The sequence below is a fragment of the Micromonospora eburnea genome (assembly GCF_900090225.1).
Classification (GTDB): Bacteria; Actinomycetota; Actinomycetes; order Mycobacteriales; family Micromonosporaceae; genus Micromonospora; species Micromonospora eburnea.
This window is the reverse complement of the sequence record NZ_FMHY01000002.1, coordinates 5,656,851-5,681,666: the sequence shown is the minus strand read 5'-3', so window position 1 is coordinate 5,681,666 and position 24,816 is coordinate 5,656,851. Positions and strand designations below refer to the sequence as shown.

At 69.3% G+C, this 24,816-nt stretch carries 20 protein-coding genes, 2 tRNA genes and 1 pseudogene; 15 read left to right on the top strand and 8 right to left on the bottom strand.

Going from position 1 to position 24,816, the window contains the following annotated elements:
* Window positions 1-266: 266 nt before the first annotated feature.
* Window positions 267-644, bottom strand: coding sequence for a hypothetical protein (locus GA0070604_RS24510; protein WP_141721386.1), 378 nt, complete (start codon window positions 642-644; stop codon window positions 267-269).
* 627 nt (window positions 645-1,271) lie between these two features.
* On the opposite strand from GA0070604_RS24510, the gene GA0070604_RS24505 reads away from it, so the two are divergent.
* A complete protein-coding gene (locus GA0070604_RS24505; RefSeq protein ID WP_091123219.1) occupies window positions 1,272-2,282 on the top strand; it encodes a sugar phosphate isomerase/epimerase family protein in 1,011 nt (336 codons plus the stop codon).
* 86 nt (window positions 2,283-2,368) lie between these two features.
* Here GA0070604_RS24505 and GA0070604_RS24500 read toward each other — a convergent pair whose 3' ends face one another.
* Window positions 2,369-3,892, bottom strand: a complete 1,524-nt coding sequence (locus GA0070604_RS24500) for a M28 family metallopeptidase (protein WP_141721385.1) — start codon at window positions 3,890-3,892, stop codon at window positions 2,369-2,371.
* A gap of 328 nt (window positions 3,893-4,220) precedes the next feature.
* A complete protein-coding gene (locus GA0070604_RS24495; RefSeq protein WP_091123213.1) occupies window positions 4,221-4,607 on the bottom strand; it encodes a hypothetical protein in 387 nt (128 codons plus the stop codon).
* Window positions 4,608-4,905: 298 nt separating this feature from the next.
* Here GA0070604_RS24495 and GA0070604_RS24490 point away from each other — a divergent pair.
* The 3 genes from GA0070604_RS24490 (at window position 4,906) to GA0070604_RS24480 (ending at window position 7,536) form a co-directional block, all read left to right on the top strand.
* A tRNA-Asn gene (locus GA0070604_RS24490) sits at window positions 4,906-4,978 on the top strand.
* A gap of 178 nt (window positions 4,979-5,156) precedes the next feature.
* Entirely contained in the window at window positions 5,157-7,298 is a 2,142-nt protein-coding gene (locus tag GA0070604_RS24485; protein WP_091127388.1) for an MMPL family transporter, read from the top strand.
* Between the two features lie 164 nt (window positions 7,299-7,462).
* Window positions 7,463-7,536, top strand: a tRNA-Ile gene (locus GA0070604_RS24480).
* On the opposite strand, the gene GA0070604_RS24475 is transcribed toward GA0070604_RS24480, so the two are convergent.
* From GA0070604_RS24475 to GA0070604_RS24455, 4 genes are all read right to left on the bottom strand, one after another.
* Window positions 7,496-9,148: a recombinase family protein gene (locus GA0070604_RS24475; RefSeq protein WP_091127387.1), complete on the bottom strand. Its 1,653-nt coding sequence runs from the start codon at window positions 9,146-9,148 to the stop codon at window positions 7,496-7,498. The genes GA0070604_RS24480 and GA0070604_RS24475 overlap by 41 nt on opposite strands.
* 64 nt (window positions 9,149-9,212) lie before the next feature.
* On the bottom strand, window positions 9,213-9,350 hold the full coding sequence (locus tag GA0070604_RS33765) for a hypothetical protein (RefSeq protein ID WP_244162071.1): 138 nt from the start codon (window positions 9,348-9,350) through the stop codon (window positions 9,213-9,215).
* 746 nt (window positions 9,351-10,096) lie between these two features.
* Window positions 10,097-11,035, bottom strand: a complete 939-nt coding sequence (locus tag GA0070604_RS24460; protein WP_091123210.1) for a replication-relaxation family protein — start codon at window positions 11,033-11,035, stop codon at window positions 10,097-10,099.
* 458 nt (window positions 11,036-11,493) lie between these two features.
* Window positions 11,494-12,291, bottom strand: a complete 798-nt coding sequence (locus GA0070604_RS24455) for a DUF2637 domain-containing protein (RefSeq protein ID WP_091127385.1) — start codon at window positions 12,289-12,291, stop codon at window positions 11,494-11,496.
* Window positions 12,292-13,125: 834 nt separating this feature from the next.
* Here GA0070604_RS24455 and GA0070604_RS24450 point away from each other — a divergent pair.
* The 4 genes and pseudogenes from GA0070604_RS24450 (at window position 13,126) to GA0070604_RS24435 (ending at window position 16,783) form a co-directional block, all read left to right on the top strand.
* On the top strand, window positions 13,126-13,458 hold the full coding sequence (locus GA0070604_RS24450; RefSeq protein WP_244162070.1) for a helix-turn-helix domain-containing protein: 333 nt from the start codon (window positions 13,126-13,128) through the stop codon (window positions 13,456-13,458).
* Window positions 13,459-13,696: 238 nt separating this feature from the next.
* On the top strand, window positions 13,697-14,935 hold the full coding sequence (locus tag GA0070604_RS24445) for an IS110 family RNA-guided transposase (protein ID WP_091117740.1): 1,239 nt from the start codon (window positions 13,697-13,699) through the stop codon (window positions 14,933-14,935).
* Window positions 14,936-14,958: 23 nt separating this feature from the next.
* A pseudogene (locus tag GA0070604_RS24440) lies at window positions 14,959-15,843 on the top strand (IS630 family transposase); the annotation flags it as partial.
* Window positions 15,844-16,126: 283 nt separating this feature from the next.
* The gene (locus GA0070604_RS24435) at window positions 16,127-16,783 is read left to right on the top strand and encodes an HAD family hydrolase (protein ID WP_091123208.1); all 657 of its coding nucleotides are present in this window, start codon (window positions 16,127-16,129) and stop codon (window positions 16,781-16,783) included.
* Here the strand turns inward: GA0070604_RS24435 and GA0070604_RS24430 are convergent.
* Window positions 16,780-18,159, bottom strand: coding sequence for a helix-turn-helix domain-containing protein (locus GA0070604_RS24430; RefSeq protein WP_208602160.1), 1,380 nt, complete (start codon window positions 18,157-18,159; stop codon window positions 16,780-16,782). The genes GA0070604_RS24435 and GA0070604_RS24430 overlap by 4 nt on opposite strands.
* Window positions 18,160-18,553: 394 nt before the next feature.
* Here GA0070604_RS24430 and amcA point away from each other — a divergent pair, with 394 nt between their 5' ends.
* From amcA to GA0070604_RS24395, 7 genes are all read left to right on the top strand, one after another.
* Window positions 18,554-18,736 carry a multiple cyclophane-containing RiPP AmcA gene (gene amcA, locus GA0070604_RS24425; protein WP_091123201.1) on the top strand — a complete coding sequence of 61 codons (183 nt, stop codon included), beginning with the start codon at window positions 18,554-18,556 and terminating at the stop codon, window positions 18,734-18,736.
* Window positions 18,733-19,704, top strand: a complete 972-nt coding sequence (locus GA0070604_RS24420) for an NAD-dependent epimerase/dehydratase family protein (RefSeq protein ID WP_244162068.1) — start codon at window positions 18,733-18,735, stop codon at window positions 19,702-19,704. Before amcA ends, GA0070604_RS24420 begins: the two co-directional genes overlap by 4 nt.
* A gap of 16 nt (window positions 19,705-19,720) precedes the next feature.
* The gene (locus GA0070604_RS24415; protein ID WP_091123197.1) at window positions 19,721-20,674 is read left to right on the top strand and encodes a thymidylate synthase; all 954 of its coding nucleotides are present in this window, start codon (window positions 19,721-19,723) and stop codon (window positions 20,672-20,674) included.
* A complete protein-coding gene (locus GA0070604_RS24410) occupies window positions 20,671-22,380 on the top strand; it encodes a carbamoyltransferase family protein (RefSeq protein ID WP_091123193.1) in 1,710 nt (569 codons plus the stop codon). The genes GA0070604_RS24415 and GA0070604_RS24410 overlap by 4 nt, the downstream gene beginning before the upstream one ends.
* The gene (locus GA0070604_RS24405) at window positions 22,365-23,411 is read left to right on the top strand and encodes a glycosyltransferase family protein (RefSeq protein ID WP_091123190.1); all 1,047 of its coding nucleotides are present in this window, start codon (window positions 22,365-22,367) and stop codon (window positions 23,409-23,411) included. Before GA0070604_RS24410 ends, GA0070604_RS24405 begins: the two co-directional genes overlap by 16 nt.
* Window positions 23,412-23,462: 51 nt before the next feature.
* Window positions 23,463-23,984, top strand: coding sequence for a P-loop NTPase family protein (locus GA0070604_RS24400; RefSeq protein ID WP_091123186.1), 522 nt, complete (start codon window positions 23,463-23,465; stop codon window positions 23,982-23,984).
* A 94-nt stretch (window positions 23,985-24,078) separates the two neighbouring features.
* Entirely contained in the window at window positions 24,079-24,816 is a 738-nt protein-coding gene (locus GA0070604_RS24395) for a phosphotransferase (RefSeq protein WP_091127381.1), read from the top strand.

The window sequence follows — 24,816 nt, the reverse complement described above, 5'->3', positions numbered from 1 at the left end:
ACCCGGTTAACGCCTGCGTGGTAAACGGGTCCCGTCCGGACACCCGACGGCGCGGTAGGGCCGAATATCATCACGAAACCCCCGAACGTCAAGCCCCGGGATATCGCGCCACCACTCATGCCGCATTCGCGAAATTAAACGGCTGTGTGACAGCGGCGTCGCGTGCCGCATCCTTCAAAAGGGTGCGGCATGCGACGCCGGCAGAATTGCACTCGATTTTCCTCAGCATTATCCCGGCGGATAATCAGCGTGCGGAATGAGCGGCATCAGCCAACTGCGGGACCACAGGTCCAGGTGCTGGGCAGGGTGCTGCCATAGGAGTAGCAGGCGCGGAAGCGCTGATCGCTGTACTGGACCCAGGGCACGGTGTCCGTGTAGTGGGTGCCGAAGGCGCCGAAGCCGAGCTTGATGGTCTTGGAATGGGTCGTCTGCCACCCGTACGTGCCGTTGACCTGCCGCTCAATCTTCCCCCACAGGGGGGTGCAGCAGCTGTTGTTGTCGTCCCAGACGATCCGGGCCCATCGGGTCGTGCACGCCGAGCCATGCACGTGCACGCTGACGTTGCCGCTGTACAGGCTGCTGTTCGGGATGTATCCCTCGTAGCAGGCCGCCACCCCGAACTCCGATGATTCGTGATCCGACACCGTCCGGGGCGCTGCTTGGGCCGCCTGCCCCAGGGCTACGACTCCCACTCCAAGTGCCAGGACAATCGCCGCGAGCAATCGCACGACCGATGACCATCCCCCGCCTCTGGTGCGCATACCTGGCTCCTCCATGATTTTCGATGTACGAATGCGGGCAGCCTACTCAAAAGATTTACGATGATCAAGGGCTTGGTTTTCTGGAGCCAATGCTGGCCGCTGAGCGTCAATTCCCGCGGCGGCCATCAAAACCGGCAAAAGTCGGTGGGCGCCGCACCAGCTGACATTTCGCCGGCCCGGGCGGTCACGCCTGCCCGCCCGGGCCGCTCGCCGGACGCTGGCCGAGCGGAGATCCGTCGACGTCGGTCCGGCCGGTCGGTCACCCGCCGATGTTGCGGAACCCCCGGTTCGACAGCCGGGCACAGGTGGCTTGTTAGCCCTTTTTCAGCGGACGCATCCCGCCTAGAGTTGGGAGCGGCGACCGCGAGGTGGCCGGTGATCCGACGGGAGGCGCAACCCGTCGGGCGTAGGCGCGACCGCGCCCACCGGTGCCCGGCGAGGTCGCCCGCACCCGGTCGCCCTCGCCCCGGTCCGCTACGGAATCCCCCATCACGACAGGGGAGAAGGACAATGGCGCGACCCATCACGCTCTTCACCGGCCAGTGGGCCGATCTTCCGTTCGACGAGGTCTGCCGGCTCGCCGCCGAGTGGGGGTACGACGGCCTCGAGATCGCCTGCTGGGGTGACCACTTCGAGGTCGACAAGGCGCTCGCGGACGAGTCGTACGTGGACCGGAAGCGGGCCACCCTCGCCAAACACAACCTCCAGGTCTTTGCCATCTCCAACCACCTCGTCGGACAGGCGGTCTGCGACCACCCGATCGACGAGCGGCACCAGGACATTCTGCCGGCCCGGATCTGGGGCGACGGCGAGCCGGAGGGCGTACGCCGGCGGGCCGCCGAGGAGATGAAGGACACCGCGCGGGCGGCGGCGAAGCTCGGGGTGCGGACGGTGGTCGGCTTCACCGGCTCGTCGATCTGGCACACCCTGGCGATGTTCCCGCCCGTCCCGCCGGCCATGATCGAACGCGGTTACCAGGACTTCGCCGACCGGTGGAATCCGATCCTCGACGTGTTCGACGAGGTGGGCGTGCGCTTCGCCCACGAGGTGCATCCCAGCGAGATCGCGTACGACTACTGGACCACGAAGCGGGCGCTGGAGGCGATCGGCCACCGGCCCGCGTTCGGGCTGAACTGGGACCCGTCGCACTTCGTCTGGCAGGACCTGGACCCGGTCAACTTCATCTTCGACTTCGCCGACCGGATCTACCACGTCGACTGCAAGGACGCGAAGGTGCGTACCGGCGACGGCCGGCGCGGACGGCTCTCCTCCCACCTGCCCTGGGCGGACCTGCGTCGCGGCTGGGACTTCGTCTCCACGGGGCACGGCGACGTGCCGTGGGAGGACTGCTTCCGCGCGTTGAACGCGATCGGCTACGACGGCCCGATCTCCATCGAGTGGGAGGACGCCGGCATGGACCGCCTGGTCGGCGCGCCCGAGGCGGTGCGGTTCGTGCGTCGGCTCGCCTTCGACGCTCCGGCCGCCGCCTTCGACGCCGCGTTCAGCAGCAACCGGGACTGACCTGTCGGGCGCCACGACAGGCGGGAGGCGACCCGAGGTCGCCTCCCGCCTGTTCAGGTGTGGTGCCGGTCCGGTTGGCCGGACGGTTACCGCGCGACCTCGTGGTCGTGGTCGTGCAGGCCGCCGCCACCGCTGTCGCCGGCACCCGGACCGTTGCCCCGGACCGGCGCGCGCAGGCTGCTGGTGTCGAAGGCGTACGTGATCACGGCGTGCGCGATCGCGTCCGACATCTCCTCCAGCGCCTGCTTGTTGATGTTGTTGATGTTGTCGCACGCCCGGTGATAGCACGGGTCGTAGGGCGCGCCCGCGGTGCCACCGAAGACCGCCGCCTCGTCCGCGGTCTTGATCCCCTCGGCGCCGGTGAACAGGCCACCGGAGGGGATGTCCACGCCCTCGGCGATGAACGGCCCGTAGTCGCTACGCCCGGAGAACGGCGTCTCCCGCGAGGCCAGCCCCTGCGAGGCGAAGTAGTCGTGGAAGAGCTGCTCGATGGCGCCCGAGCCGACCGGCCCGGGAGCGGACCCGGTGCCGACCGGGAACGCCGAGTTGTCGCCGTCGTAGACGAACCGCACGTAGTTGGGCGAGGCGACCATGTCGAAGTTCAGGTAGAGCGCGATCTTCTTACGCTCCGCCGCCGACAGGTTCGCGACGTAGTACTCCGACCCGATCAGGCCGGACTCCTCGGCCGCCCAGAGGGCGAAGCGGACCTTGTTCTTCGGCTTGACCTTGCGCATCTGCGTGGCGATCTCCAGCAGGGCGCCGCTGCCCGAGCCGTTGTCGTTGATGCCCGCGCCGTCGGAGACCGAGTCCAGGTGGGCACCGGCCATCACCACGTTGTTCGGGTCACCCGAGTCCGATTCGGCGATGAGGTTCTCGGCGGTGGCCGTACCCCGGAAGGTGTCGGCCTTGACCCGCAGCGTCAGGCCGCTGGCGACCTGCGACACGAGCTGCGCGCCGAGCGCCTGGGTGACGCCCGTGGCCACGAAGTCCAGCGCGAACGTGTCGCCCAGCGTCCCGTTCAGGTCGCCGGTGGTGTTGTTGTAGATGATCGCGGCCGCCGCCCCCGCGTGGTAGGCGTTGGTCGCCTTGTCCCCGAAGGCGCAGTCACCCCGGCTGATGACGACGATGGTGCCGACGTTGGTGGGCCCGAAGTCCGCCGCCGAGCAGCCCATCGCGCTGCCGGTCGGCACGGAGGCCGGCGCGGTCACGTCGCCGCTGCCCGAGTAGCTCATCAGCACGTTCGGCAGGTCGGCGGCCGGTGCCGGGGACACCCGCTGCAACAGGCCGGGACCGTGCGAGATGAACGTCTGGTACTGGAACGGCTGCCGGCTCACGTGGAATCCGGCCGCGCGGAGCACCCCTTCGGCATAGTCGACCGAGCGGTCGTAGCCGGGCGAGCCGGCCACCCGCGTACCACCGTTCTCGTCGGCGATCCGCTGGAGGGCCTTGAGGTGCTTGATGATGCCGTCGGCGGTGACCGCCGCCCGCAACTTCCGTGAGTTGTTGTTGTTGGGTTCGGCGTGCGCTGCGGGCGCCGCGGCGGCGACGCCGACCAGCACCGCGGTCGCGGTTGCCACCACGCCACGCTGCCAGGCATTGCGGGAGACCACGATGTCCTCCTATTTGGCCAGCCGGGCTCACCAGATGGATTGACCCCGGCGAGCCCTGGGAAGTCCGGTGAGCATAGCCATGGAAGTGATCTTCCGCACCCCCTGAACGTCAATGCGTTCGCCACCGGGGCCATCGACGGCCCGGGTGGCAGTCGAGCCGGCGGTGCCCAGCGGGCCCGAAGACCTGGTCCCTGGTGGGCGGCCTGATCGTCCTGTCCGACCTGGACGATCGGCCGCCTCGACGCATCCGGTGCGCCGGTGCCGTTCGGACAGGCATCAGCGGGCCGGTCGCCCGTGGGGGGACCGGCCCGCTGCTGGATGGGTGGCGTCAGGCGTTGCCGCTGCCGCTCGTGCCGGACGGCTTGCTGCTCGACCCGCCGGCCGACGAGGCCGTCGCGCCGGTCGAGCCCGAACCGGACTTGGTGCCGGCGGTGGCCGGCGTGCCGGCGAACGGCTTGTCGGCCTCGGTCAACCCGTGCCGGCCGTTGCCGCTGGTGAGCTTCTCGCCGAGCTTGGTCTGCCCCAGCTTGTCCTTGCCCTCGGCGTAGAGCCGGTTCGCCTGGGCCTGCGCGACACCCGCCGCCTCCTGGACGGTCGGATGGTCGAGCATCTTGCGGCCCCGGACCATCAGCTCCTCGTACTTCTCCCGGCCGGCACGGGCGCCCAGGACGAATCCCGCAGCCAGCCCGCCAAGAAACATGATCTTTCCGCGCATGGCGGCTCCTTCCGTACCTGACGCGCCGTCGTTTCCGGCCCGGGAACTGCCCGGCCGGAGCGACCATCTCGCGCCTGCGTCCTCTGTCGGCGGCTAACTACCCATCTTGCTCTCCGCCCATGCCTCGTTGGGTCGGGATGGCGATTTGTCGGGATTACGGCGGGCAGCGCCCGGTGCCCGGTCCGACGTGCCGGCGGGCCGCGACCGGTGGGGTAACCCCCTGGCGCACCACCCCCGATGTCCTGTATTCTTGTGCCGTCGCACGGCGCGGAGAGATCCGCAGCCGGGTGACCTGCGGTCCCCCGTAGCTCAATTGGCAGAGCAGCCGGCTGTTAACCGGCAGGTTTTTGGTTCGAGTCCAAACGGGGGAGCTCAGCTCCAGTAGCGCGCCCGTCGGCCCAGCCGGCGGGCGTTTCTCGTTTTCGGCCATGGTGCCCGGCGTGGTGCTCGGTTTCACCCACCTGATGACGTTTTGCCCGGCAGGATGGGCGGTGTCGACTCGAACTCCCGCTGAGTCGAGAGGGTGCGTCGGTCCAAGGATGGGTGGAGATGGCCAGGGGACCGAGCCGCCGGACGGCGACGCTGGTCGCGGTGGCGGTCGTACTGGGCTGGCTGCTCGTCGGCGCCATCGCCGGGCCGTACGCGGGCCGGCTCGGCGACGTCGCCACCAACGACAACGCCGCCTTCCTCCCGGCGCACGCCGAGGCCACCCGGGCGCAGGACCTCGCCGCCGGCTTCGTCACCCGGCAGACCACGCCGGCCCTCGTCGTCTACCAGCGCACCTCCGGCATCGCCCCGGCCGACCAGCAGCGCGTCCAGGCCGACGCGGCGCGGTTCGCCCAGGTGCCCGGCGTGGTCACTCCGCTGCCGCCACCGATCGTCAGCCAGGATCGCCAGGCCGTGCAGGTGATCGTCCCGATCGACAACGGCGAGGGCGAACGGATCCGCCAGGTCGTCGCCCAACTGCGCGACATCGTCGGCGCGGACCGGGACGGGCTCACCGTGGACGTGGCCGGACCGGCGGGGCTGCTCGGCGACCTGATCGAGGTCTTCGCCGCCATCGACGGGCCGCTGCTGCTGGTCACCCTGGTCGTGGTGCTGGTCATCCTGCTGGTCGTCTACCGCAGCCCGGTGCTCTGGATCTTTCCGCTGCTCGCCGCCGGCATGTCGTACTCGCTGGCCGCGATCTTCGTCTATCACCTGGCCGGCAACGGCGTCATCAAGCTGAACGGGCAGGCGCAGGGCATCCTCACCGTACTCGTCTTCGGCGCCGGCACCGACTACGCGCTGCTGCTGATCGCCCGCCACCGGGAGGAACTACACCGGCACGAGCGCCCCTGGGACGCGCTGAAGGCCGCCTGGCGGGGCGCTGCCCCGGCGATCATCGCCTCCGGTGGCACCGTCATCCTCAGCCTGCTCTGCCTGCTCCTGTCCAGCCTCAACTCCAACCGGGCGCTCGGCCCGGTCGTCGGTGTCGGCATCGCCGCCACCCTGCTGGTGATGCTCACCTTCCTGCCCGCGCTGCTGCTGCTCGGCGGACGATGGGCGTTCTGGCCGCGGCGGCCCCGGTTCGATCGCGCCGATCCGCAGGCCGAGCACGGCGTCTGGGGCCGGATCGCCAACTTCGTGGCCCGGCGGGCCCGCGCCGTCTGGGTGGTCACCGCCGTGGTGCTGGCCGTGCTCACCCTGGGGCTCACCCAACTCGGCATCACCACCCTCGGCCAGTCGCAGCTGTTCACCAAGCGCACCGACTCGGTCGCCGGGCAGGAGGTGATCAACCGGCACTTCCCGGCCGGCACCGGCAGCCCCGCCACGATCTTCACCAGCCAGGCCACCGCCCGGCAGGTCGCCCAGGTGGCCCAGAACGTACCCGGGGTGGCATCCGTACGCCCGGTGACCGGGGCCGGGCCGGGCGGGCCGCCCGAGCCCAACGCCCCGCCCAAGGTGGTCGACGGGCGGGTGCAACTGGAGGCCACCCTCGCCGACCCGCCCGACAGCCACGGCGCCGAACAGACCATCCGCAACCTGCGCGAGGCGGTCCACAAGGTGCCCGACGCCGGTGCCGTGGTGGGCGGCTTCACCGCCGTCAACGTGGACACCGCCGACGCCGCCGCCCGGGACCGCAACGTCATCATCCCGGTGGTGCTGCTGGTCATCGCGGTCATCCTGGCGCTGCTGCTACGTGCCCTGGTCGCCCCGATCCTGCTGATCGCCACCGTGCTGCTGTCGTTCCTGGCCACCCTCGGCATCTGTGCGTTGATCTTCCGGTATCTGCTCGACTTCCCCGGCGTCGACCAGGCGTTCCCGCTCTTCGCCTTCGTCTTCCTGGTCGCCCTCGGCATCGACTACAACATCTTCCTGATGAGCCGGGTACGCGAGGAATCCGTCCGGCGGGGCACCCGGGCCGGCGTGCTCGCCGGGCTCGCCGTCACCGGTGGCGTGATCACCTCTGCCGGCATCGTGCTCGCCGCCACCTTCTCCGCGCTCGCCGTGCTGCCGCTGGTGGTGTTGGTCGAACTGGGCGTGGCGGTCGCCGTCGGGGTGCTGCTCGACACCATCGTCGTCCGGTCGCTGCTGGTGCCCGCGTTCGCGTACGACCTCGGGCCGGCCCTGTGGTGGCCGAGCCGACTGTCCCGCGTCGTCCGCGACGGCGACCGGTCGGGTGCCGGCGGGGTGCACGGTGTCCGGTGACAGCACGCCGCCATCGGCGGTGGCCCCGTCGCCGCCCGCCGGGACAACGGCGCCGGCTGCTCACTGCTATCGTCGCGTAGCCCATCGTGTTGATGTGGTGGTGGCGACGCCGGTTTGGTGGTGGCCGCTGATCGACTTGCCGGGTTAGGATCCGGCGCGGTAGCGGGGCGGTAGCTCAGCGGGTTAGAGCAGTCGACTCATAATCGATCGGTCACGGGTTCGAGTCCCGTCCGCCCCACCGACCGCACCATTGTGCGAACCGGTGGTTGATCATCGTGAGTGCCCCCGTCCGGGTCGGGCGGGGGCATCGTCGTGTCGGTGGGGATCTTGAACACGGGGACGACTCCCTGGTCGGTGAGTCGGACCTCGGCGATGAGGGTCTCGATGGCGGCCTTGCGTTCGGCGGTGGTGCCGCTGGTCATGATCATGCTGAGGTGGTCCCGGATCCGGGTGATGGTGCCGGGTGGTGGGGGTGCCGGTTGGGCGGCGAGGTCGGTTTCGAGTTCGGCGTGCCGGGTGTGGAGTTGGGCCAGTCGTTGGCGGAGTTCGCGGATGCGTGGCCCGGCGGTGGCGTCGTCCATGGTGCCGTTCTCGAAGGCGGTGTGGTAGCGGCTGATGGCTGTCTCGGTGCTGGTGATCTGGTAAGCGGTGGCGGTGAGTTCGGCGCGTCGGTCGTCGCTGGTGGTGTCTCGTTGGGCTTGGGCGCGTTCGATCATGGCGGTCAGGACGGGTTCGGCGGTGGTGTAGAAGTCGTAGAGGGCTTGCAGGACCATCTGGTCGAGGTCGTCGGCGGGGAGTCTGGGTGCCGGGCAGGTGGCGTGTTTGCCGTAGCGGGTGCGGGTGAAGCAGGTGTAGTAGCGGTAGCGGCGGGTGCGGCCTTTGGCGGAGGTGCCGATGTAGCGCTGTCCGCAGTGGGGGCAGGTGAGTAGGCCGGTGAGGTAGTAGTCCGAGTCGGACATGGCGCGCTGGGTTTGGGCGTCTCCTCGGGCGTTGGCGATGTCTTGGGCGCGTTGGAGCGTGGCCCGGTCGATCAGGGGTTCGTGGGCGTTGGGGACGTAGACGTCGCGGTAGGCGATGTCTCCGACGTAGGCGGGGTTGTCGAGGATGCGGTTGATGGTGTGTCCGGACCAGGTTTTGCCGGTGCGGTTGGGGATGCTGCGGGCGTTGAGTTCGGTGGCGATGGCGCGGGTGCCGTATCGGTCGCGGGTGTAGAGGCGGAAGATCTCGCGGAGGATGGGTGCCTCGTCGGGGTGGGGGACGAGGCGGTGGGTGTCGGGGTCGACGCGGTAGCCGTACGGGCGGGTGCCGCCGGTCCATTTGCCTTTGCTGGCTTTCGCGGTCATGCCACTTTTCACTCGGTCGATGATGATGTTGCGTTCGAATTCGGCGAACACGGCGAGGAGTTGGAGCATCATGCGGCCGAAGGGGCCGCCGGTGTCGACGGGTTCGGTCGCGGAGGAGAAGCGAACATTCGATGCTTCGAGGATGGTGATGAGGTCGAGTAGGTCGGCGACACTGCGGCTGAATCTGTCGAGTCGGTAGACGAGTAGCACGTCGTAGAGGCCGGCTTTCGCGGCGTGGAGTGCTTTTTGCAGTCCGGGTCGTTCGGTGGTGGCGCCGGAGGCGTCGTCTTCGTATTCGGCGACGATGGTCCAGCCGGGTTGCGAGGCGACGTATTTCTCCAGGGCGGCGCGTTGAGCGTGTAGGGAGAAGGGTTGGTGTTCGTCGTCGGTGGAGCGGCGGATGTAGATGCAAACCCGGCAAGGCCCGCTTGGCCGCTCGGTGGTGGTGGGGGTGTGGGCGCGTCGGCCGCGTCGCTTCTGTGGTGCGAGAGGTGGCGTACCGGGCATTGGTGCGCTGTCCTTCGAGGTCGGAGGGGTGGGGCGCTGGCGGCCTCGGTCAGGCCGCCAGCAGCTACGGGGTGAGGTGCGGGTGGTCGTCGAGGAAGTGGTTGAGTAGAACGGCGAGGGCTTCGGCGGCGTTGTCGAGTTCGTCGGCGGTCATGGGTACGGTGTCGATCCGCGCGATAACCATCGGGATCGTTTCTTCCATTCTGCCGGTACGGTCGGGTGTTGCACCACCATTTGTTGTGGTGGTACCGGGATTCGGTTCGTCAGGATACCTCCGGACGGCATTTTCGTGGGGCGTGTTCGCCACAATCCTCCGAAATGCATGTGAGTCAGTTCGGGTCGCAGTCCTTTTCTCATGCGGTGTCCTTTCTGCCGTTAGCGATTTCAACAGGTGTGTGTGGGATGGCTTGACCTTTTGGCCGGGGTGAGTGTCGATGGTGTCCGTGCCGTCGGCCAGGTAGGCGGGCGGCCGACTATGTGTCCCCTGCCAACGGAAAGGTCTGCCGTGTCCCGCGAACGACTCAGCCTCGTGGCTGTCATCCCTGAAGACGTGACTGATCCGCTGCTGTGGCGGCTGGCCCTCGACGTCGTTGCCGCGCACCAGCCGGACTCGCAGGGCAACTGCAGGAACCTGCAATGCGTCGGGCAGCGGGGCATGTGCGCTGCCGCCCGCAACGCCCGTCGTGCCATGAGCCTCGCTCGCGCCGGCCGACCGGCGCCTACTCGGCCGACGCCTGCGGCGATCCGGGGTCGGGCTTCCGTGCCTGCCCGACAGCGAGCAGGATCCTTCGGCTGGTTCACGGCGTCCGTGTCGAGTCGGATGACGGAGCCGCTGGTGGCCGCCTGACGGCGGCGATGGATTCAGGAGGTATCCACCGATGGCCCTGCGTGGTCGTTCGGCGGCGTGTCAGCCATACACGCCGCATCACGCGCCGCCTTCGCGGGCCGTCAGGCTGCCCGTCCGTTCGGCTCTGAGGGTGTGGGCATGGGGAACACGGTGTCGTGGTGAGTGTCGGTGTAGGGCAGGTTGATGAGCAGGTGACGGCCTACGCTCGGGCCGCACAGTTGCCACACCTGTTCGGCGGGGCTGGCGTCGAGTGCGGTGCGGAGTTCGGCGGTGGTGGTGGCGATGATCGCCGTCAGGTCGATGCCGGCGAGGCGGTGGTGCAGGTTCGCTTCCCGGCGAGCCGACGGTAGGTGGAACAGCACCGGCCATGCCCAGGTGCTCATCGCGTACAGCCGCTCGTACTTGGCGACCTTTTCGGTGAGGATGTCGAGGCGTTCTCGGCCGGTGTCGTACTCAAGGAAGAAGGGCACGGACCGTCCGTGCTCGGTCCAGACACCGGCGCCGTCGGGGCGGGGAAGTCCTTTCGGTCCGTGGACCATCATCTGGGGGTTGCCGCCTTCCCGATAGAACACCCCAGGCTCGTGGAACGCGGAGGCGGGTTGCCAGCGGTCCAGGACCGTGTCGGGGTGGGTGCGGGCGTGGGCAGCGAGGTCGATGAAGACCTGGTTGCCGCCGAGCAGGTGCGGCAGGTCCGGCCGGGCGGTGAGGGATTGTTTGCGGCGGCGGGCCTGGTCCCGGCGTGGTCGTCCGAGTCCGCGTTGGGCGTGGACGTGGTCGTAGCCGAGCTGGTCCAGGACGTAGTGGTACGGGTACGAGCCGCCATCGGCTCGGTTGGGTCGGAAGCGGTCCGTCGCGCGCAGGACGGTGAGGCGGCGCAGCCGACGTTGGGCGAAGTCCAGGGACGGGAACAGGGCGGCGGCGATCTGGTCGGTGGTGAGGACCCCGTGGTCGTAGAGCCAGCCGAGCAGGCGATCGTCGCGGGCGGTGATGCTGGCCTGCAGCCGCAGCAGCGGATCTGGAGCCGGTAGGCGGTTACGCATACGCGCCCCCAGGGGGGAGACCCCCGATATGAGGGTCTGTCTGGAGTCGGATCGCAGCGGTGAGAGTGGGTCTGACCTGGGCTGTGAGCGGGATCGGGGGGTCGGTTTGGGGGTCGGTGTCAAGGCGGATGGTCGAACGGGGATCCACACCGACCCCGACGCGGTCGGCCGCACCGAGCCGCCTGTTGTGATGGTGTGAGAGAAGGCGTGGCGTGGACCGGTGACGGTGTCGCCGGCACCGGTGAATGGCGTCAAGCTGGGTAAACACGTCTGCTGCTCCTTGGGAAGAATGCGAGCGGGCTGGTGGCGCGCCCACCGCCGCTCCGGCGTGGCGGGCGACGGGTGCACGCTTTGTCAGGTCTGGTCAGGTTCTGTCAGGCGGCGGGCTTCCTGATAGAAGTGCCCGCTCGTAGTACAGAAACCGCTTTGTCTGACAGAAGTCGGTGCTGATGGTTCTGTCACGCGGCATCCGGTCCTGACAGAAGTGGCGAGGGCTGCTGGGGTGGGGTGGCCTCGGCGCGCAGGAGGCGGACGAGCGCCGAGGCGGTGGCGTTGGACAGTTGGTGCCCGTCAGCGCGAAGCTGCCGGGCGAGGGCTTTGCGGGAGAGCGGTGTCCCCTGGGCGGCCAAAGCTTGGACAGCGGTCCGGGCGGCCGGGGCCAGCGCCGCGATCTCCGGCCCGCCGTCCCCAACCGACGCTTGGCCGTTTGGCCGGTCCGGGACCGCCGGGCCGTGGTCCGGGACCGCCGGGCGCTGGTCGGCCGAAGCTTGGACCGCGGTGGTGGAGTCCCGGACCGCGGGCGTGCCGGCGTGGACCGGTGCAGGCGGTCCGGCGACGGGTTCACGGGCGTCCGGGACCATGGCGTCGGTAGCGGGCGCTGGTCCGCACACGGTCCGGACGGGCCGGGTGGTCCGGTCGGGGGGAACGGGGTCGGCGCGGCCGAGGGCGATCTTCACCATCGCCAGGAAGCCGAGCGCCGGCAGCGCGGCGGCGATCCAACCGATCACCGACGCCTCCGCCTCCACCACCTGAGCGGACAGGGACAGGAACACTGCCACCGTCAACACGGTCGCCGGGAACGCAACACTCTTGCCCAGGCGCCGGTTACGACGCAGCTCCAGGCCCGCCGCGATCGACGTCAGCTCCAAGACGACCGCATCTGCCCACGCCAGCCAGCCCGGCTGCCCGTGCGCGGCGGCGACGTCATGGACGTGGCGGAAGGACGCCGCCCCCGCCGCGCCGCCGATCAACAGCATGATCAGCACCTGGATCGCGTTTTCCAGCCGACCTCGCCCCGACCGCACCTGGTCGCCCGGGCCGCGCGGTCGATGCTCAGGTTGCGCCAACGGCCCACCACCTGTCTGTGCGTAGTCCGAACGGGGCCTCGACCAGCGTGGCCAGGCCGATGCGGACCGGGGTGGCAGATGAGACGGCCATAGTCGGCCGCCCTGCCAGGTTGATGTTGAGTGAAGTCATCGTTGCTCCATCGATGGTCGTAGGGGTTCCAGATGAGGCGAATGCGAGCCACCCGGGGAGCGCCCGCCCGCTGCGGTCATGCTCGCGAGCAGGCGCGCCTGCCGGGCGACACCTGGTTGGGCGCGGGCCCTCCATTGGGCGAAGGGGCCGTCGGATCACTGTGGACGAGTCAACGAACAAGCCAGGCCCCGTGCAGGGGCAGGCAACAGGGCAGCAGGCGTCGCCGCAGCCTGCACAGCAGGCTGCGGTCAGCAACGGACACAGGGCAGGCGGCCGAGCCGAGCCACGAAGATCAGGACTCACCACGGCGCAAGGCGACAGACACCGTGGTGTGGTGCGGCCGGCTCAACTCGCCGACAGGCGATCCTTCATGTGGGGCCTCCCATCTCTCGACGCCTCCGACATTGCCGGCACGAACAAGAGCAGGCACCCCAAGACTGGGAGTGCCTGCCCGCATACATGGCCGACTGTGTCAGGCGGCGGTGCGGGAACGTACAACCAGTACGCCCCGGCAACACTGATTCAGTCAATCCATTATCGCGTAACGAATTGGCCACGGAGCTTGTCGTCGGTTCCTTCTAGTGCTAGTGCCGTGACCACGAACGTTCACGGTGTTGGATGACACGCCGTCCGACCTGTCGGCCGGACGGCGCCACGGCGGTCAGGCTGTGGCGGTGGCAGATCTTGTACGTGTGCGGCGGCTGAGTGATCACGAAGGTCAGCAGCTGCTCAGAATCACTCGCCGGGGAACCGGTTCGCCGATCCGACTACGGCGGGCGATGGTCGTGCTCGCGTCTGCCGGTGGGAACACGGTGCCGGCGATCGCCCGCTTGGTCCAAGCCGACGAGGACACGATCCGGCAGGTCATCCACCGGTTCAACGAGATGGGGATGGCCAGCCTGGACCCTAATGGGCCTTACCGGGAACCCGGCGGCATTGCTTCTTGACGTTGCTGCAGGAGACTCGGACGGTAGCCGCTGGCAGGTGAGCACTCTTGGACCCTGGACGTTGAGTCCTGCACTGAGACCGTGCCCCTGTCGGTGTTCTGGGGAGGCTTGACCGTTGATGGGGTGTCGTGCCGTCCGAGCGTTCGACCCTGCTCGGGATGAGCACTGATCCATTAGGGCACGTGCTGTCCTCCTCCTGGCTGCTGATCGATGCCATCGAGGTTGAGGAGGGGCAACGTTGCTGTTCGTCGGTGATGACTGGGCCGAGGACCACCATGACGTGGAGCTGCAGGACCAGACCGGACGAGTGCTGGCAAGGCGGCGGTTGCCGGAAGGCATCACGGGTATCGCAGCCCTTCATGCACTGGTCGCCGAACGTGTGGCTGGGGAGGATGCCGGGGACAGCCGAGACGATGTCAGCGTGGTGGTGGGTATCGAAACCGACCGGGGCCCGTGGGTCGAGGCGCTGATCGCTGCCGGCTATCAGGTTTTCGCGATCAACCCGAGGCAAGCGAGCCGGTTCAAGGAGCGTTACGGCGCCTCAGGAGCCAAAAGCGACAAGGGTGACGCGCACGCGTTGGCGGACATGGTCCGCATCGACCGGGCGCAACTGCGTCCGGTCGCTGGTGACACGTCATCGGCTCAAGCGATCAAGGTGGTCGCCCGGGCACATCAGACGATGGTCTGGGAGCGGACCCGTGCGGTTCTGCGGCTGCGGTCGGCGCTGCGGGAGTACTTTCCGGCCGCGTTGGTCGCCTACGAGAAGTTGGGGCTGGCCGGCGCTGACGCTCTGGAGTTGTTGCAGGCAGCGCCGTCTCCCGCGGAGGCTGCGGCACTGGATGTCGAGGTGATCATCGCGGCGCTGCGGCGGGTTCATCGACACAAGGTTCACGCCAAAGCAGCGGACATCAGCGCCGCTCTGCGCAGTGAACACCTGGGCCGTTCGGCAGCGGTTACTGAGGCCTACGCCGCTACGGTTGCCGCGCTGAGCGCCGTGATCGCAGTCTTCAACATTCAGATCAAGCAGTTGGAACGACAGGTTGAGGCGCACTTCATCGATCATCCCCAGGCCGCCATCTATCGGTCGCAGCCGGGCATCGGCGTCGTCACCGGAGCTCGGCTGCTGGCGGAGTTCGGCGACGACCCTGACCGCTACAACAGTGCAAAGGCGCGCAAGAACTATGCCGCGACCAGCCCGGTCACCAGGGCATCGGGCAGAAGCAAAGTGGTCATGGCCCGCTACGTGCACAACGACCGCTTGGTCGACGCGCTGCACGCCCAGGCATTCTCCGCCGTCAACGGCTCGCCCGGCGCCCGCGCCTACTACGACAAGCAACGCGCCCGCGACGTCGACCACGGCCGAGCCCTGCGGCAAGTCGCCAACCGCCTGGTCGGCATCCTTCACGGTTGCTTAAAAACCGGCACCGCTTACGACGAGAACATCGCCTGGCCGCATCAATCAGCCGCTACTGCTTGACACCGAATCGGCATGGGGTGTCTCGGTGGGCGGGTGGCCGTCCCCGCCTGATCAGTCCTGACGAGGAACAGTTCATCGTCGAGACGGCCAACACCCGCCCCGAGAAGCTGGGGCGGCCGTTCACCCGGTGGAGCATCCGCAAGCTCGCCGACCACCTGCGCGTTCATGCCGCCCGCCGGATCGTGGTGGGGCGCGAGCGGCTGAGGCAGATCCTGCACCGGCACCGGATCACTTTCCAGCGGACCAAGACGTGGAAGGAGTCCACCGACCCGCAGCGGGAGGCCAAGCTCGCCCGGATCGAGTACGTGAGCAGCCATTTCCCACAACGGGTGTTCGCGTTCGACGAGTTCGACCCTCTGGTGATCCGTCCGCAGGCCGGATCCGGTTGGGCGCCGGCCGGGCACCCGCACCGGCTGCCCGCGAACTACCACAAGCTGCACGGGGTCCGGCAGTTCCACGGCTGCTACTCCGTCGGCGATGACCAACTCTGGGGCGTCGTCCGGCGCCGCAAGAGCGCCGCGAACACCCTCGCGGCGCTCAAGTCGATCCGCGCCGCGCGGCCCGACGGGGCGCCGATCTACGTCATCCTCGACAACCTGTCCGCGCACAAAGGCCTCAAGATCCACACGTGGGCGGCCAGGAACAAGGTTGAGCTCTGTTTCACTCCGACCTACGCCTCCTGGGCCAACCCGATCGAAGCCCAGTTCGGGCCACTTCGCACCTTCGTCATCGCCGGCTCGAACCACCCGAACCACCCCGCGCTGACCCGGAAACTGCAGGGCTACCTGCGCTGGCGCAACGCCAACGCCCGCCACCCCGACGTCCTGGCCGCCCAACGCCGCGAACGCGCCCGCATCCGCAGCGAACGACAACGACGCTGGGGCCAACCCGCCACCCACGCAGCCTGACCCCAACACCCCAAACGTTCGTGGTCACGGCACTAGACGTGCTGCCCTTGTGGCCCGGAGTGCCTCCCAGTGCCGCCTGGTCCGTCCGTCCGGAGCCTCCGGCGACAGGCGTAGAGCGTGGTTGTCAGGCTCCGTCGTGAGAAAGGGACGCCGGCAATCGAACTGTGACTCCGGGTCCGGCGCCCATGTAACCGCAAGCGCCTCAACTGGCACCGCCAGGATTCGCAGTGGACAGCCCGTCACCAGTGTTGATCACTTTGGGCAAGAAGGGCACAATCGCAGGGTGATCGCGAGCGTGTTCTTCGACGTGGGCGAGACGATCGTCGACGAGTCCCGGGAGTACGGGACCTGGGCGGACTGGCTGGGCGTGCCCCGGCATACCTTCTCGGCGGTCTTCGGGGCGGTGATCGCTCGCGGCCTGGACTACCGGGAGACGTTCCAGGTCTTCCGGCCCGGTTTCGACCTGGCCGAGGAGCGGGAGCGCCGTGCAGCGGCTGGTCAGCCGGAGCATTTCTCCGAGGAGAACTTGTACCCGGATGCTCGGCCGTGCCTGGCCGCGCTGCGCGAGTTGGGCGTGCAGGTCGGTCTGGCCGGTAACCAGACCGCACGGGCCGAGACGATCCTGCGCGCCTTGGACCTGCCGGTGGACGTGATCGGCACGTCGGACGGCTGGGGCGTGGAGAAGCCGTCGGCGTCGTTCTTCGATCGCGTCGTCGCGGAGGCGGGCTGCCCAGCCGATCAGGTGTTGTATGTCGGGGACCGGCTGGACAACGACATCCGGCCCGCGCAGGAGGCCGGGATCGCGACCGCTCTGGTGCGGCGCGGCCCGTGGGGGCACATCCTCGACGATAAGGCCGTCAGCGAGCGCTGTCTGTTCCGGCTCGACTCGCTGGCTGAGCTGCCTGATTTGGTGCGCAAGCACAACGAGTCGGCGGTTTAGCTGCCGGGTAGGGCGGCTCGGCTGGCGGCGAGGGCGGCGATCCGTTCGTCGAGCTGCCGGCCCTGCCGGCTGTCGCCGAGCACGGGCCGGACGGTCCTGACGCGTTCCAGGCCGGTGCCGTACCAGTCGTTGTGCAGGGCGTCCATCGCCTGGTTGAGGTAGTCGGCGGCGTGGTCTCCGTCGCCGCGGTGTGCGGAGGCGAGGTCGGCGAGGATGACGCTGCGCTGCTTGGCCGCGTTGGCGTTCAGGCTGGCCAGGGCCGCGGTGAGCTGTCTGGTGGCCTCGGTGTGGTCGTCGGACGCGAGGGCCGCGTAGCCGGCGAAGGAGTGCAGCCGGCCGGCGTCGTAGAAGTCGAGCCATTCCGGCGGGGTGGGGTTGGCCTCGATCGCGGTTGCGGCGAGGTCGATTTGGTGGCGGCTGGTAGCTCCGGCGCCGGCGCGGGCTTCGACTTCCGAGGCGACGCAGTGCAGCCAGGAGCGGACGGCAGGGCTGACGCCGTGCCAGGTGTGCTGGAGCGCCGCGTCGACCATCGGGCGGGCGGCGGAGGGGTCGTGGCTGAAGGCGGGGATGAAGGCCATGTGGCCGAGGACGGCGGCGGCCAGGGCGTGGTCTCCGGCATCCCGGGTGGCGGCGAGGGCGACGTCGTAGCAGCGCTGGGCGATGGCGGGTTGGTTGAGGTCGAAGAAGGCCAGCCGGGCGGTGAGGAGCGCGGATTCGGCGAGGGCGGCGGCGAGGGTGGTGCGGCTGGTGCCGCTCGCGGCGCGGACGAGCCCGGTGCCGAGCTGGGTGTGGGCGTATGCGGCCTCGTAGAGCGGCCGGGCCGGGCTGGTCCAATACAACGCTCGCTGGCAGCGGACGATCTCGGTGTAGGCGTCCGGGTCGATGGTCTTGGTGTCGGCGTGCGCCGGCTGCGGGTCCAGTGACAGCAGCGGTGCGACCAGGGGCAGCATGCTTGCGCCGAACAGTGCGCGCAGGACGGATGCCCGGTCCCAGCCGCCTTCGTTCTCGTTTCCGGTGAGCATGTCCCACAACCTCCTGAACTCGTGCAGTGTCTCCGCCTGCGGGCACATGGCCAGCTCGTCGGGGGTGAGGAGGCCGAGCTGGCTGGCTGTCTTGTCGAAGATGGCCACCAGGTGCTTGCGGTAGCGCGGGTCGGGCCATCGTTCGCCGGTCTCCCATCGCCGCACCGTGTTGGCGTTGAGCCCGGTGTCGGTCTCTCCGGCGTGGCTCATCCCCGCGCGGATGCGCTCGGCGACCTCCTCGTACGACCAGCCGCGCTGGAGTCTCTCCCACGCTAGCCGCCGGTTGGGGGATGGCGTCGTCCGGTCATCTGAGCACCTCCCGCGGTGTCTGTCGACGAGGGTCACGCTAGTCATTTCCGCTACGGCCCGTCATCACCTGGTCGCCAGCGGACGGGTAGTGGACGGTACCGCCCGGTCCCTGTGGACGGTTCGCTGTTGACGAGCATCGAAGACCGCAGCTGAGCGGCGGGCCAGCTCACCGACCCATTGTCATCGACGCCAGGGGATTCATGGTGGACAGATTGATCGAGTCCGGCAAGGCGGCCAGGGAGTTGACTCGTCCGATTGCGGCGGCCGGATGCGTGTTCGTGGGGTTGACTCCTCGTCCGCGTACCGCCATCGGGGCTGCGCGGGCGGGTGACCGGCGGGGTGCTCCCAGCCGCCGCCTCGCGCTGGCGGACTCGCCGGGATTCCGGCGGGTCCGCCAGGACCGGCAGCCGAGGGGCCAGGTTCGTCGAGCGGTGGCGTCATGACCCTGTACGCCTCGCGGCACGCCTTCGCCAACACCACGGGCACCCCACACCCCTCGACTCCCGCCTCGGCGCGAGCGGCCACCGGCCGGGCGACGGTCTTGCCGGCCGACCCGCCGCTGCTCACGCATGTGTGGCAGCGGATGTTCGCGCAGCGGACCGGCGTTAGCGGGCAGCGATGATGGCCCGGGTGCTGGTGACCGGTGCTGGCGGGTTCATCGGCTCGCATCTGGTCGAGGCGCTTCTCGCCCGTGGTGTGGAGGTGGTCGGCCTGGACCGCCGCCGGCTCGGTGAGCACCCCATCGCGGACGAGAACCTGGCGGCAGCGGTCGGAAATCCGCTGTTCACCCCGCTGTGCCGGGACCTGTCGACCGACCAGCTCGACGATGCCGTGGACGGCTGCGACACCGTTTTTCACCTGGCCGCCCGGCCAGGAGTCCGGCCGTCGTGGGGGGCCGAGTTCGTCGACTACGCCCAGGCCAACGTGCTCGGCACCCACCGGCTGCTCGACGCCTGCGCTCGGTCGGGCGTGCGGCGGCTGGTCTACGCCTCGTCGTCCAGCGTCTACGGCCCGGCGAACCGGCCCAGCCGTGAAGCTGACCCGACCTGCCCGGTCTCGCCGTACGGGGTCAGCAAGCTCGCCGCCGAGCACCTGTGCCTGGCCCACTCCCGCCGCCCGGACAGCCAGCTCACCGTCGTGGCGCTGCGCTACTTCACCGTGTACGGGCCGCGGCAGCGGCCGGACATGGCCATCGGCCGGCTGTTGTTCGCCGCGTACACCGGCTTCCCGGTCACGATCTTCGGCGACGGCAGCCAGCGGCGGGAGTTCACCTACGTCGGCGATGTCGTCGCCGCAACGCTCGCTGCCGCACACGTGGATGCCCGCTACGCCGTGGTCAACGTCGGCGGCGGGGCGAGCGTCTCCATGCGCGGCGCGATCGAGGAGGCGTCCAAGGTCACGGGCCGGCACATCCCGGTCCAGGTGGCGGACGCCCAGCCCGGGGACGTCTCCTCAACGTCGGCCGACCTGACCCGCGCGGGCCGGCTGCTGGGCTACTGGCCCACCGTCGGTTTGCACGAGGGCATGGCCCGCCAGTCCGCCTGGCTGGTCAACCTTTCCCGCGATCGGCTCGCCGCCTTCACCTCCTGACCTCGAAGGAACTCACATGATCGTTCTAACCGCGGACTCCGCGAGCGAGTTGTTCATCGCCGCCTGCCAGGCGGTGCTGCTCAACGGCCGAGCGGTGTGCCCCCGGGATATGGTGACCACCGAGGTCGTGGGCGCGCACCTGTGCCTGACGAACCCCCGACGGCGGCTGGTCGCCGTCCCGCCCGCCCGCGTGATCAACCCGGCGTTCGCCGTCGCGGAGGCGCTGTGGATCCTCTCCGGCTCCGACGACCCGTGGATCTTCGACTTCAACGATAACCTGCGCCGATACGCCGACGACGGGGTGCTGCAGGGGGCGTACGGGCCGCGGATCCGCCGCTGGGGCGGCGGCGTCGACCAGCTCGATGCGGTCGTGCGGAAGCTGTCGTCCGACCGGGATTCGCGGCAGGCCGTCGTCCAGATCTACGACCCGTCTCGTGACCACCGGGGCTATCGGGATGTGCCGTGCACGCTCGGGTACCGGTTTTTCATCCGGCAGGGCCGTCTCGTGATGCACACCAGCATGCGCAGCCAGGACCTGTGGCTCGGCTTCCCGTACGACATCTTCGCCACCACCCTTTTGCACGAGTTGATGGCCGGGTGGCTCGGGGTCGAGGTCGGCGAGTACCACCACCACGTCGACTCGCTGCACCTGTACGCCGAAAATGCCACCGCCGCCGCCGAATGCCTCCAGCACCAGCCCGAGGTCGCGGAGATGCCGCCGATTTCCGTGGCCTGGCCTAACCTGGATGCCGTCCTCACACAGGTCATCTCCGGCGACAGTGGCCTGCCGGGTGGCACCCCGTGGAACGCGTTCGGGCGCGTGCTGGCCGGCTACCGAGCCTGGAAGGCCGGCGAGCGGGACCAGGCCCGCCAGCTCGCCCACGACACGCCCGGCCCGCTCGGCACCGCTCTCACCGCCTGGTACGAGCACCTCACCCCGGCAGCGCTCACCACTGGGGCCGTGGCATGACCGCGAGCGTGGTGCTCGGGCTCTGCGCGTACACGCATGACTCGGCGGCAGCGCTGCTGGTCGACGGCCAGCTGGTCGGCTTCGTCGAGGAGGAACGGCTCGACGGGGTCAAACACAGCAAGGCGTACCCGGCGCGTGCCGTCGCCTGGCTGCTCGGCGAGGCCGGCCTGTCGCCGCAGGACGTGACCACGGTGGCGTACAACTTCGACGGGCGCCGCTACCTGTCCGCGTTGGGCCAGCTGCCCGCCCACCTGCGACAGCCTGCCAGCCGCACCAGGGCTCTCGCCCGGGCCCGCAGCTTCACCACTGTCCACCGCCGCTACCAGGCCCGGATGCGGGACCTGACCCAACGTTTCCCGCGAGCCCGCCTCCAGCCCGTCCAACACCACCGTGCCCACGCCCTGTACGCGTTCCTCGCCGCCGGTGTGGACGACGCGGCGGTCCTGACCGTCGACAGCCTCGGCGAGCTGCAAACCACCACCACCTGGCACGCCCGCCGGGACGGCTCGCGCCTCACACTCGAACTTGGGCACGCGATCAACGACCCGGCTTCCCTCGGATACGCCTACGGAGCCATCACCGAACACCTCGGCTGGCGACGCAGCGACGAGGAGGGCACAGTCATGGCGCTCGCCGCCCTCGGCGACCCGTCCCGCTTCCGGGATCTGATGTCCCGGGCGATCCGACTCACCACCGACGGGTTCACCCTCGATCCGACGCTGCTCGCCCTGCGAGTGCTCTCCAGCCGCTACGGCCGAGTCACGCCCGCGTTCGCCGACGCGACCTGCCCGCCCCGCCCGCCGACAGCGCCGGTCGAACCCGTACACGCCGACCTCGCCGCCGCCCTGCAGGAACGCACCGAGCAGGTGATGCTGCATCTCGCCAGCCGCGCCCGCCAGCTGACCGGATCCGGACTGCTCTGCCTGGGAGGCGGGGTCGCGATGAACTGCGTCGCCGCTGGCCTCATCGCCCAGGCCGGCATCGTCGACGAGGTGCACGTACCGCCGGCACCCGGTGACTCCGGCACCGCGATCGGCGCCGCAGCCGCGGCATGGCTGGACGCGACCGGCCTCCCACCCGCCGGCATCGCCCAGCATTGCTACCTCGGCCCCGCCTACCCCGGCCTGGCGCTGCCAGCGCAACCCCGGCCCGGTCTCCACGCGAGCCGTCCGGCCGAACCCGCTCAGCACCTGGCCCGGTGCCTGGCCGAGGGCGAAATCGTCGGGCTGTTCACCGGCGAACTGGAGGCCGGACCGCGAGCCCTGGGCCACCGGTCGATCCTCGCCTCGCCCCTGAACACGGGAGTGGTCGAACGACTCAACGCCACCGTCAAGTTCCGCGAACCGTTCCGGCCGTTCGCCCCGGTCGTCCTCGCCGACAAGGCCGCTGACTACGTCCGACTGCGCCAACTCTCGCCGTTCATGTCGCTCGCCGCGCCGGTAACCGACCTGACCCGCGACCAGCTACCGGCGATCGTGCACGTCAACGGCACCGCCCGGGTCCAGACCGTCACCCGCGAACAGCACCCGTTCCTCGCCGACGTCCTCACCGCGTTCGGCGAGATCACCGGACACCCCGTCCTGATCAACACGTCCTTGAACATCAAGGGCAAGCCGATCTGCGGCACACCTGACATGGCCCTGGACTGTCTCGTCGAATCCGGCCTCGACGCGCTGCTCATCGAAGACTGGTGGGTGACGAAGTGAGAATCGGCTACAGCTTCTGGGGGTTCCTCGGCCCCGGCGTCACCGACACCCCCGACGGAGGCCGCAGCCACCGCCGGACCCTGGTCGACGGACTGCACACGGCTGGCCACGACATCATCTTCCTGCAACCCAACCGCGACTTGTGCGAGGCAGGGGACGACCTCACCGGCCACTACCGCTGGGATGCCGGACTACCCGACATCGACGCCCTTTTCCTCGAATGGCGATGGCCTATCCCCGGCCGCAACACCACGCCATGCGGCCGCCCCGGGCACACCTGCGACCTGCACCGCCAAGCGGACCTGCTCGCCCACTACACCCACCGGCTCGGCACCTCAACCATCCTGTGGGACAAAGACCGCCGGCTACCCGCTACGGACCCGCTCCGCCGCACCCGCAACGTCACCGTCTGCGAACCAGCGCTCTACCCGACTCCCGGCGCGGTGCCACTGCTGTTCCCGGTCGCTGACACGGCCATCGACGCCGCCGCTCCCGATGCCCTGGCGGCCCTGCCCCGCCCTGACCCGCTCTGCTACGTCGGCAACCAGTACGACCGCGACGATGCCTTCGACACCTACTTCGCGCCCGCCGCCGCCCAATTACCCCACCTGGTGGCCGGCAAGTGGACCGACACCGCGCGCTGGCCTGACGTGCGTTTCGTCGGCCGGGTTCCCTTTCCTCGCGTCGCCGAGATCTACGCCGACGCTCTGGCCACCGTCCTGCTGCTGCCGCGCCGCTACGCCGCCGCCGGGCAGATGACCCAGCGGATCTTCGAAGCCGTCCTCGCCGGCTGCGCGCCGATCCTCCCCGCCGATGTCCGAAACGGCGCCGCGTTCGTCCCGCCATCCCTGATCGTCCGCAACGCCACCGACGTCCGTCATCGCGTCGGCTGGCTCGCCGAGATCGCCGGCACCGGCGAGCACGCCCGGCTGATCGCCGAATGCCTACGACACCTCAACCCGTTCCGGCTCTCCACCCAGCTGGACGTGCTCGATCGCCTCCTGCGTCACCCGGAACCGGTGGCCTCATGACTCACCGTGTCGACCCGGCACGACGCCGCCGGACCCCTATCCTGGAGAGCCATGGACAGGATCGCCATCATCGGCTGCGGCGGCAGCGGCAAATCCACCGTCGCCCGGCAGTTGGCCCAGATCCTCGACGCGCCGCTGACGCACCTCGACGCTGTCTACTACGACGCGCAGTGGCGGCCGTTGCCGCAGGACGAGTTCGCCGCCCAGCAGGAGAAACTTGTCGCCGGGGAACGGTGGATCATCGAGGGCAACTACGCCAGCACCCTGTCTATCCGGCTGGCCGCCGCGGACACCGTGATCTTCCTCGACCTACCCGCCGTCACCTGCCTGTGGGGCATCACCCAACGGCGCTGGCGCTACCGAGGCGGACAACACCACCAGGACGGCGTCTACGACCGCATCACCTGGAACTTCGTCCGCTACATCCTCGGATACCGGCGCAGCATGCGCCCGCGAGTACAGAACCTCCAGCGCGAGCACGGACCGCACGCACGACTGATAACCCTCACCAGCCGCCGACAAGCCAACCAGCTCATCACCCGCGTACGCCGCGAACACCAGCCCCTGGCCTGAGCGCAGCGGACGGGACGGCAGCCACCTCGTTCGCTGACGCCGAAACATCCTGCACCGCCCAGCCCGCCGTCAGCTACAGCGCAGCGGCGTGAGCATGAACGGCGGGACCTTCATCAAGCGCTACGACGACCCGGAACGATGCGTCGCCGCTGCCGCCCACCACACCTGGCTCACCAGCCTGAACGCCGATGTCCGCCTCCCGCGCCTACTGGCGAGCGACGCTCAGCATCTGATCTTCGAGCGACTGCCGGGGCACACACCGGCGGCCGCTGACCTGCCTCGGGTAGCAGCAGCGCTCGGCCGCCTGCACGCCGCCGCACACGAACGCGAGTTGCACGCAGCGCGCCTCCACCAACCCCACACCACGACGATCGAACTGGTTATTCCGGACTTCGCCGACCCACGCCGCGCGGCGTTGCATCGCGCCGCTGCCGTCGCGGGCGTCGACGTGGCGGCGGTGGATGCCGTACTCGACCGTCCCGGCCTGCCAGCAGCCTTCTACAAGGACCCGAACGTCCGGAATTACCTCGTGAGCGGGGAAGGCGTCGCCGTCGTCGACTTCGACGACTTGACCCTCGCCCCCTTCGGCTACGACCTCGCCGGACTGCTCGTCACCGCCTCCATGACCTACGGCCGCCTCGACGAGCAGACACTCGCCTGCTGCATTGGCGCCTACCGCGTCGCAGTGGCGCCCCAGCAGTGTCGCCCTGCTGATCTGCGCCAATTCGCCGAGTTGCACCACCTGCTGACACTCCGCTACCTCGGCCACAACGGCTACCGGCACCCGTGGCCCACTGTCCGGCCCTGGCCCTCTCCGTTCCCGCCACGCTGA

Excerpts from the sequence above, each read along its gene's own strand:
- GA0070604_RS24410 (WP_091123193.1), top strand. The coding sequence starts at position 20,671 with ATGACCGCGAGCGTGGTGCTCGGGCTCTGCGCGTACACGCATGACTCG.
- GA0070604_RS24505 (WP_091123219.1), top strand. The coding sequence starts at position 1,272 with ATGGCGCGACCCATCACGCTCTTCACCGGCCAGTGGGCCGATCTTCCG.
- GA0070604_RS24485 (WP_091127388.1), top strand. The coding sequence starts at position 5,157 with ATGGCCAGGGGACCGAGCCGCCGGACGGCGACGCTGGTCGCGGTGGCG.
- GA0070604_RS24455 (WP_091127385.1), bottom strand. The coding sequence starts at position 12,291 with ATGCTGTTGATCGGCGGCGCGGCGGGGGCGGCGTCCTTCCGCCACGTC.
- GA0070604_RS24430 (WP_208602160.1), bottom strand. The coding sequence starts at position 18,159 with ATGACTAGCGTGACCCTCGTCGACAGACACCGCGGGAGGTGCTCAGAT.
- GA0070604_RS24415 (WP_091123197.1), top strand. The coding sequence starts at position 19,721 with ATGATCGTTCTAACCGCGGACTCCGCGAGCGAGTTGTTCATCGCCGCC.
- GA0070604_RS24475 (WP_091127387.1), bottom strand. The coding sequence starts at position 9,148 with ATGCCCGGTACGCCACCTCTCGCACCACAGAAGCGACGCGGCCGACGC.
- amcA (WP_091123201.1), top strand. The coding sequence starts at position 18,554 with ATGACCCTGTACGCCTCGCGGCACGCCTTCGCCAACACCACGGGCACC.
- GA0070604_RS24400 (WP_091123186.1), top strand. The coding sequence starts at position 23,463 with ATGGACAGGATCGCCATCATCGGCTGCGGCGGCAGCGGCAAATCCACC.
- GA0070604_RS24495 (WP_091123213.1), bottom strand. The coding sequence starts at position 4,607 with ATGCGCGGAAAGATCATGTTTCTTGGCGGGCTGGCTGCGGGATTCGTC.
- GA0070604_RS24395 (WP_091127381.1), top strand. The coding sequence starts at position 24,079 with ATGAACGGCGGGACCTTCATCAAGCGCTACGACGACCCGGAACGATGC.
- GA0070604_RS24420 (WP_244162068.1), top strand. The coding sequence starts at position 18,733 with ATGATGGCCCGGGTGCTGGTGACCGGTGCTGGCGGGTTCATCGGCTCG.
- GA0070604_RS33765 (WP_244162071.1), bottom strand. The coding sequence starts at position 9,350 with ATGGAAGAAACGATCCCGATGGTTATCGCGCGGATCGACACCGTACCC.
- GA0070604_RS24460 (WP_091123210.1), bottom strand. The coding sequence starts at position 11,035 with ATGCGTAACCGCCTACCGGCTCCAGATCCGCTGCTGCGGCTGCAGGCC.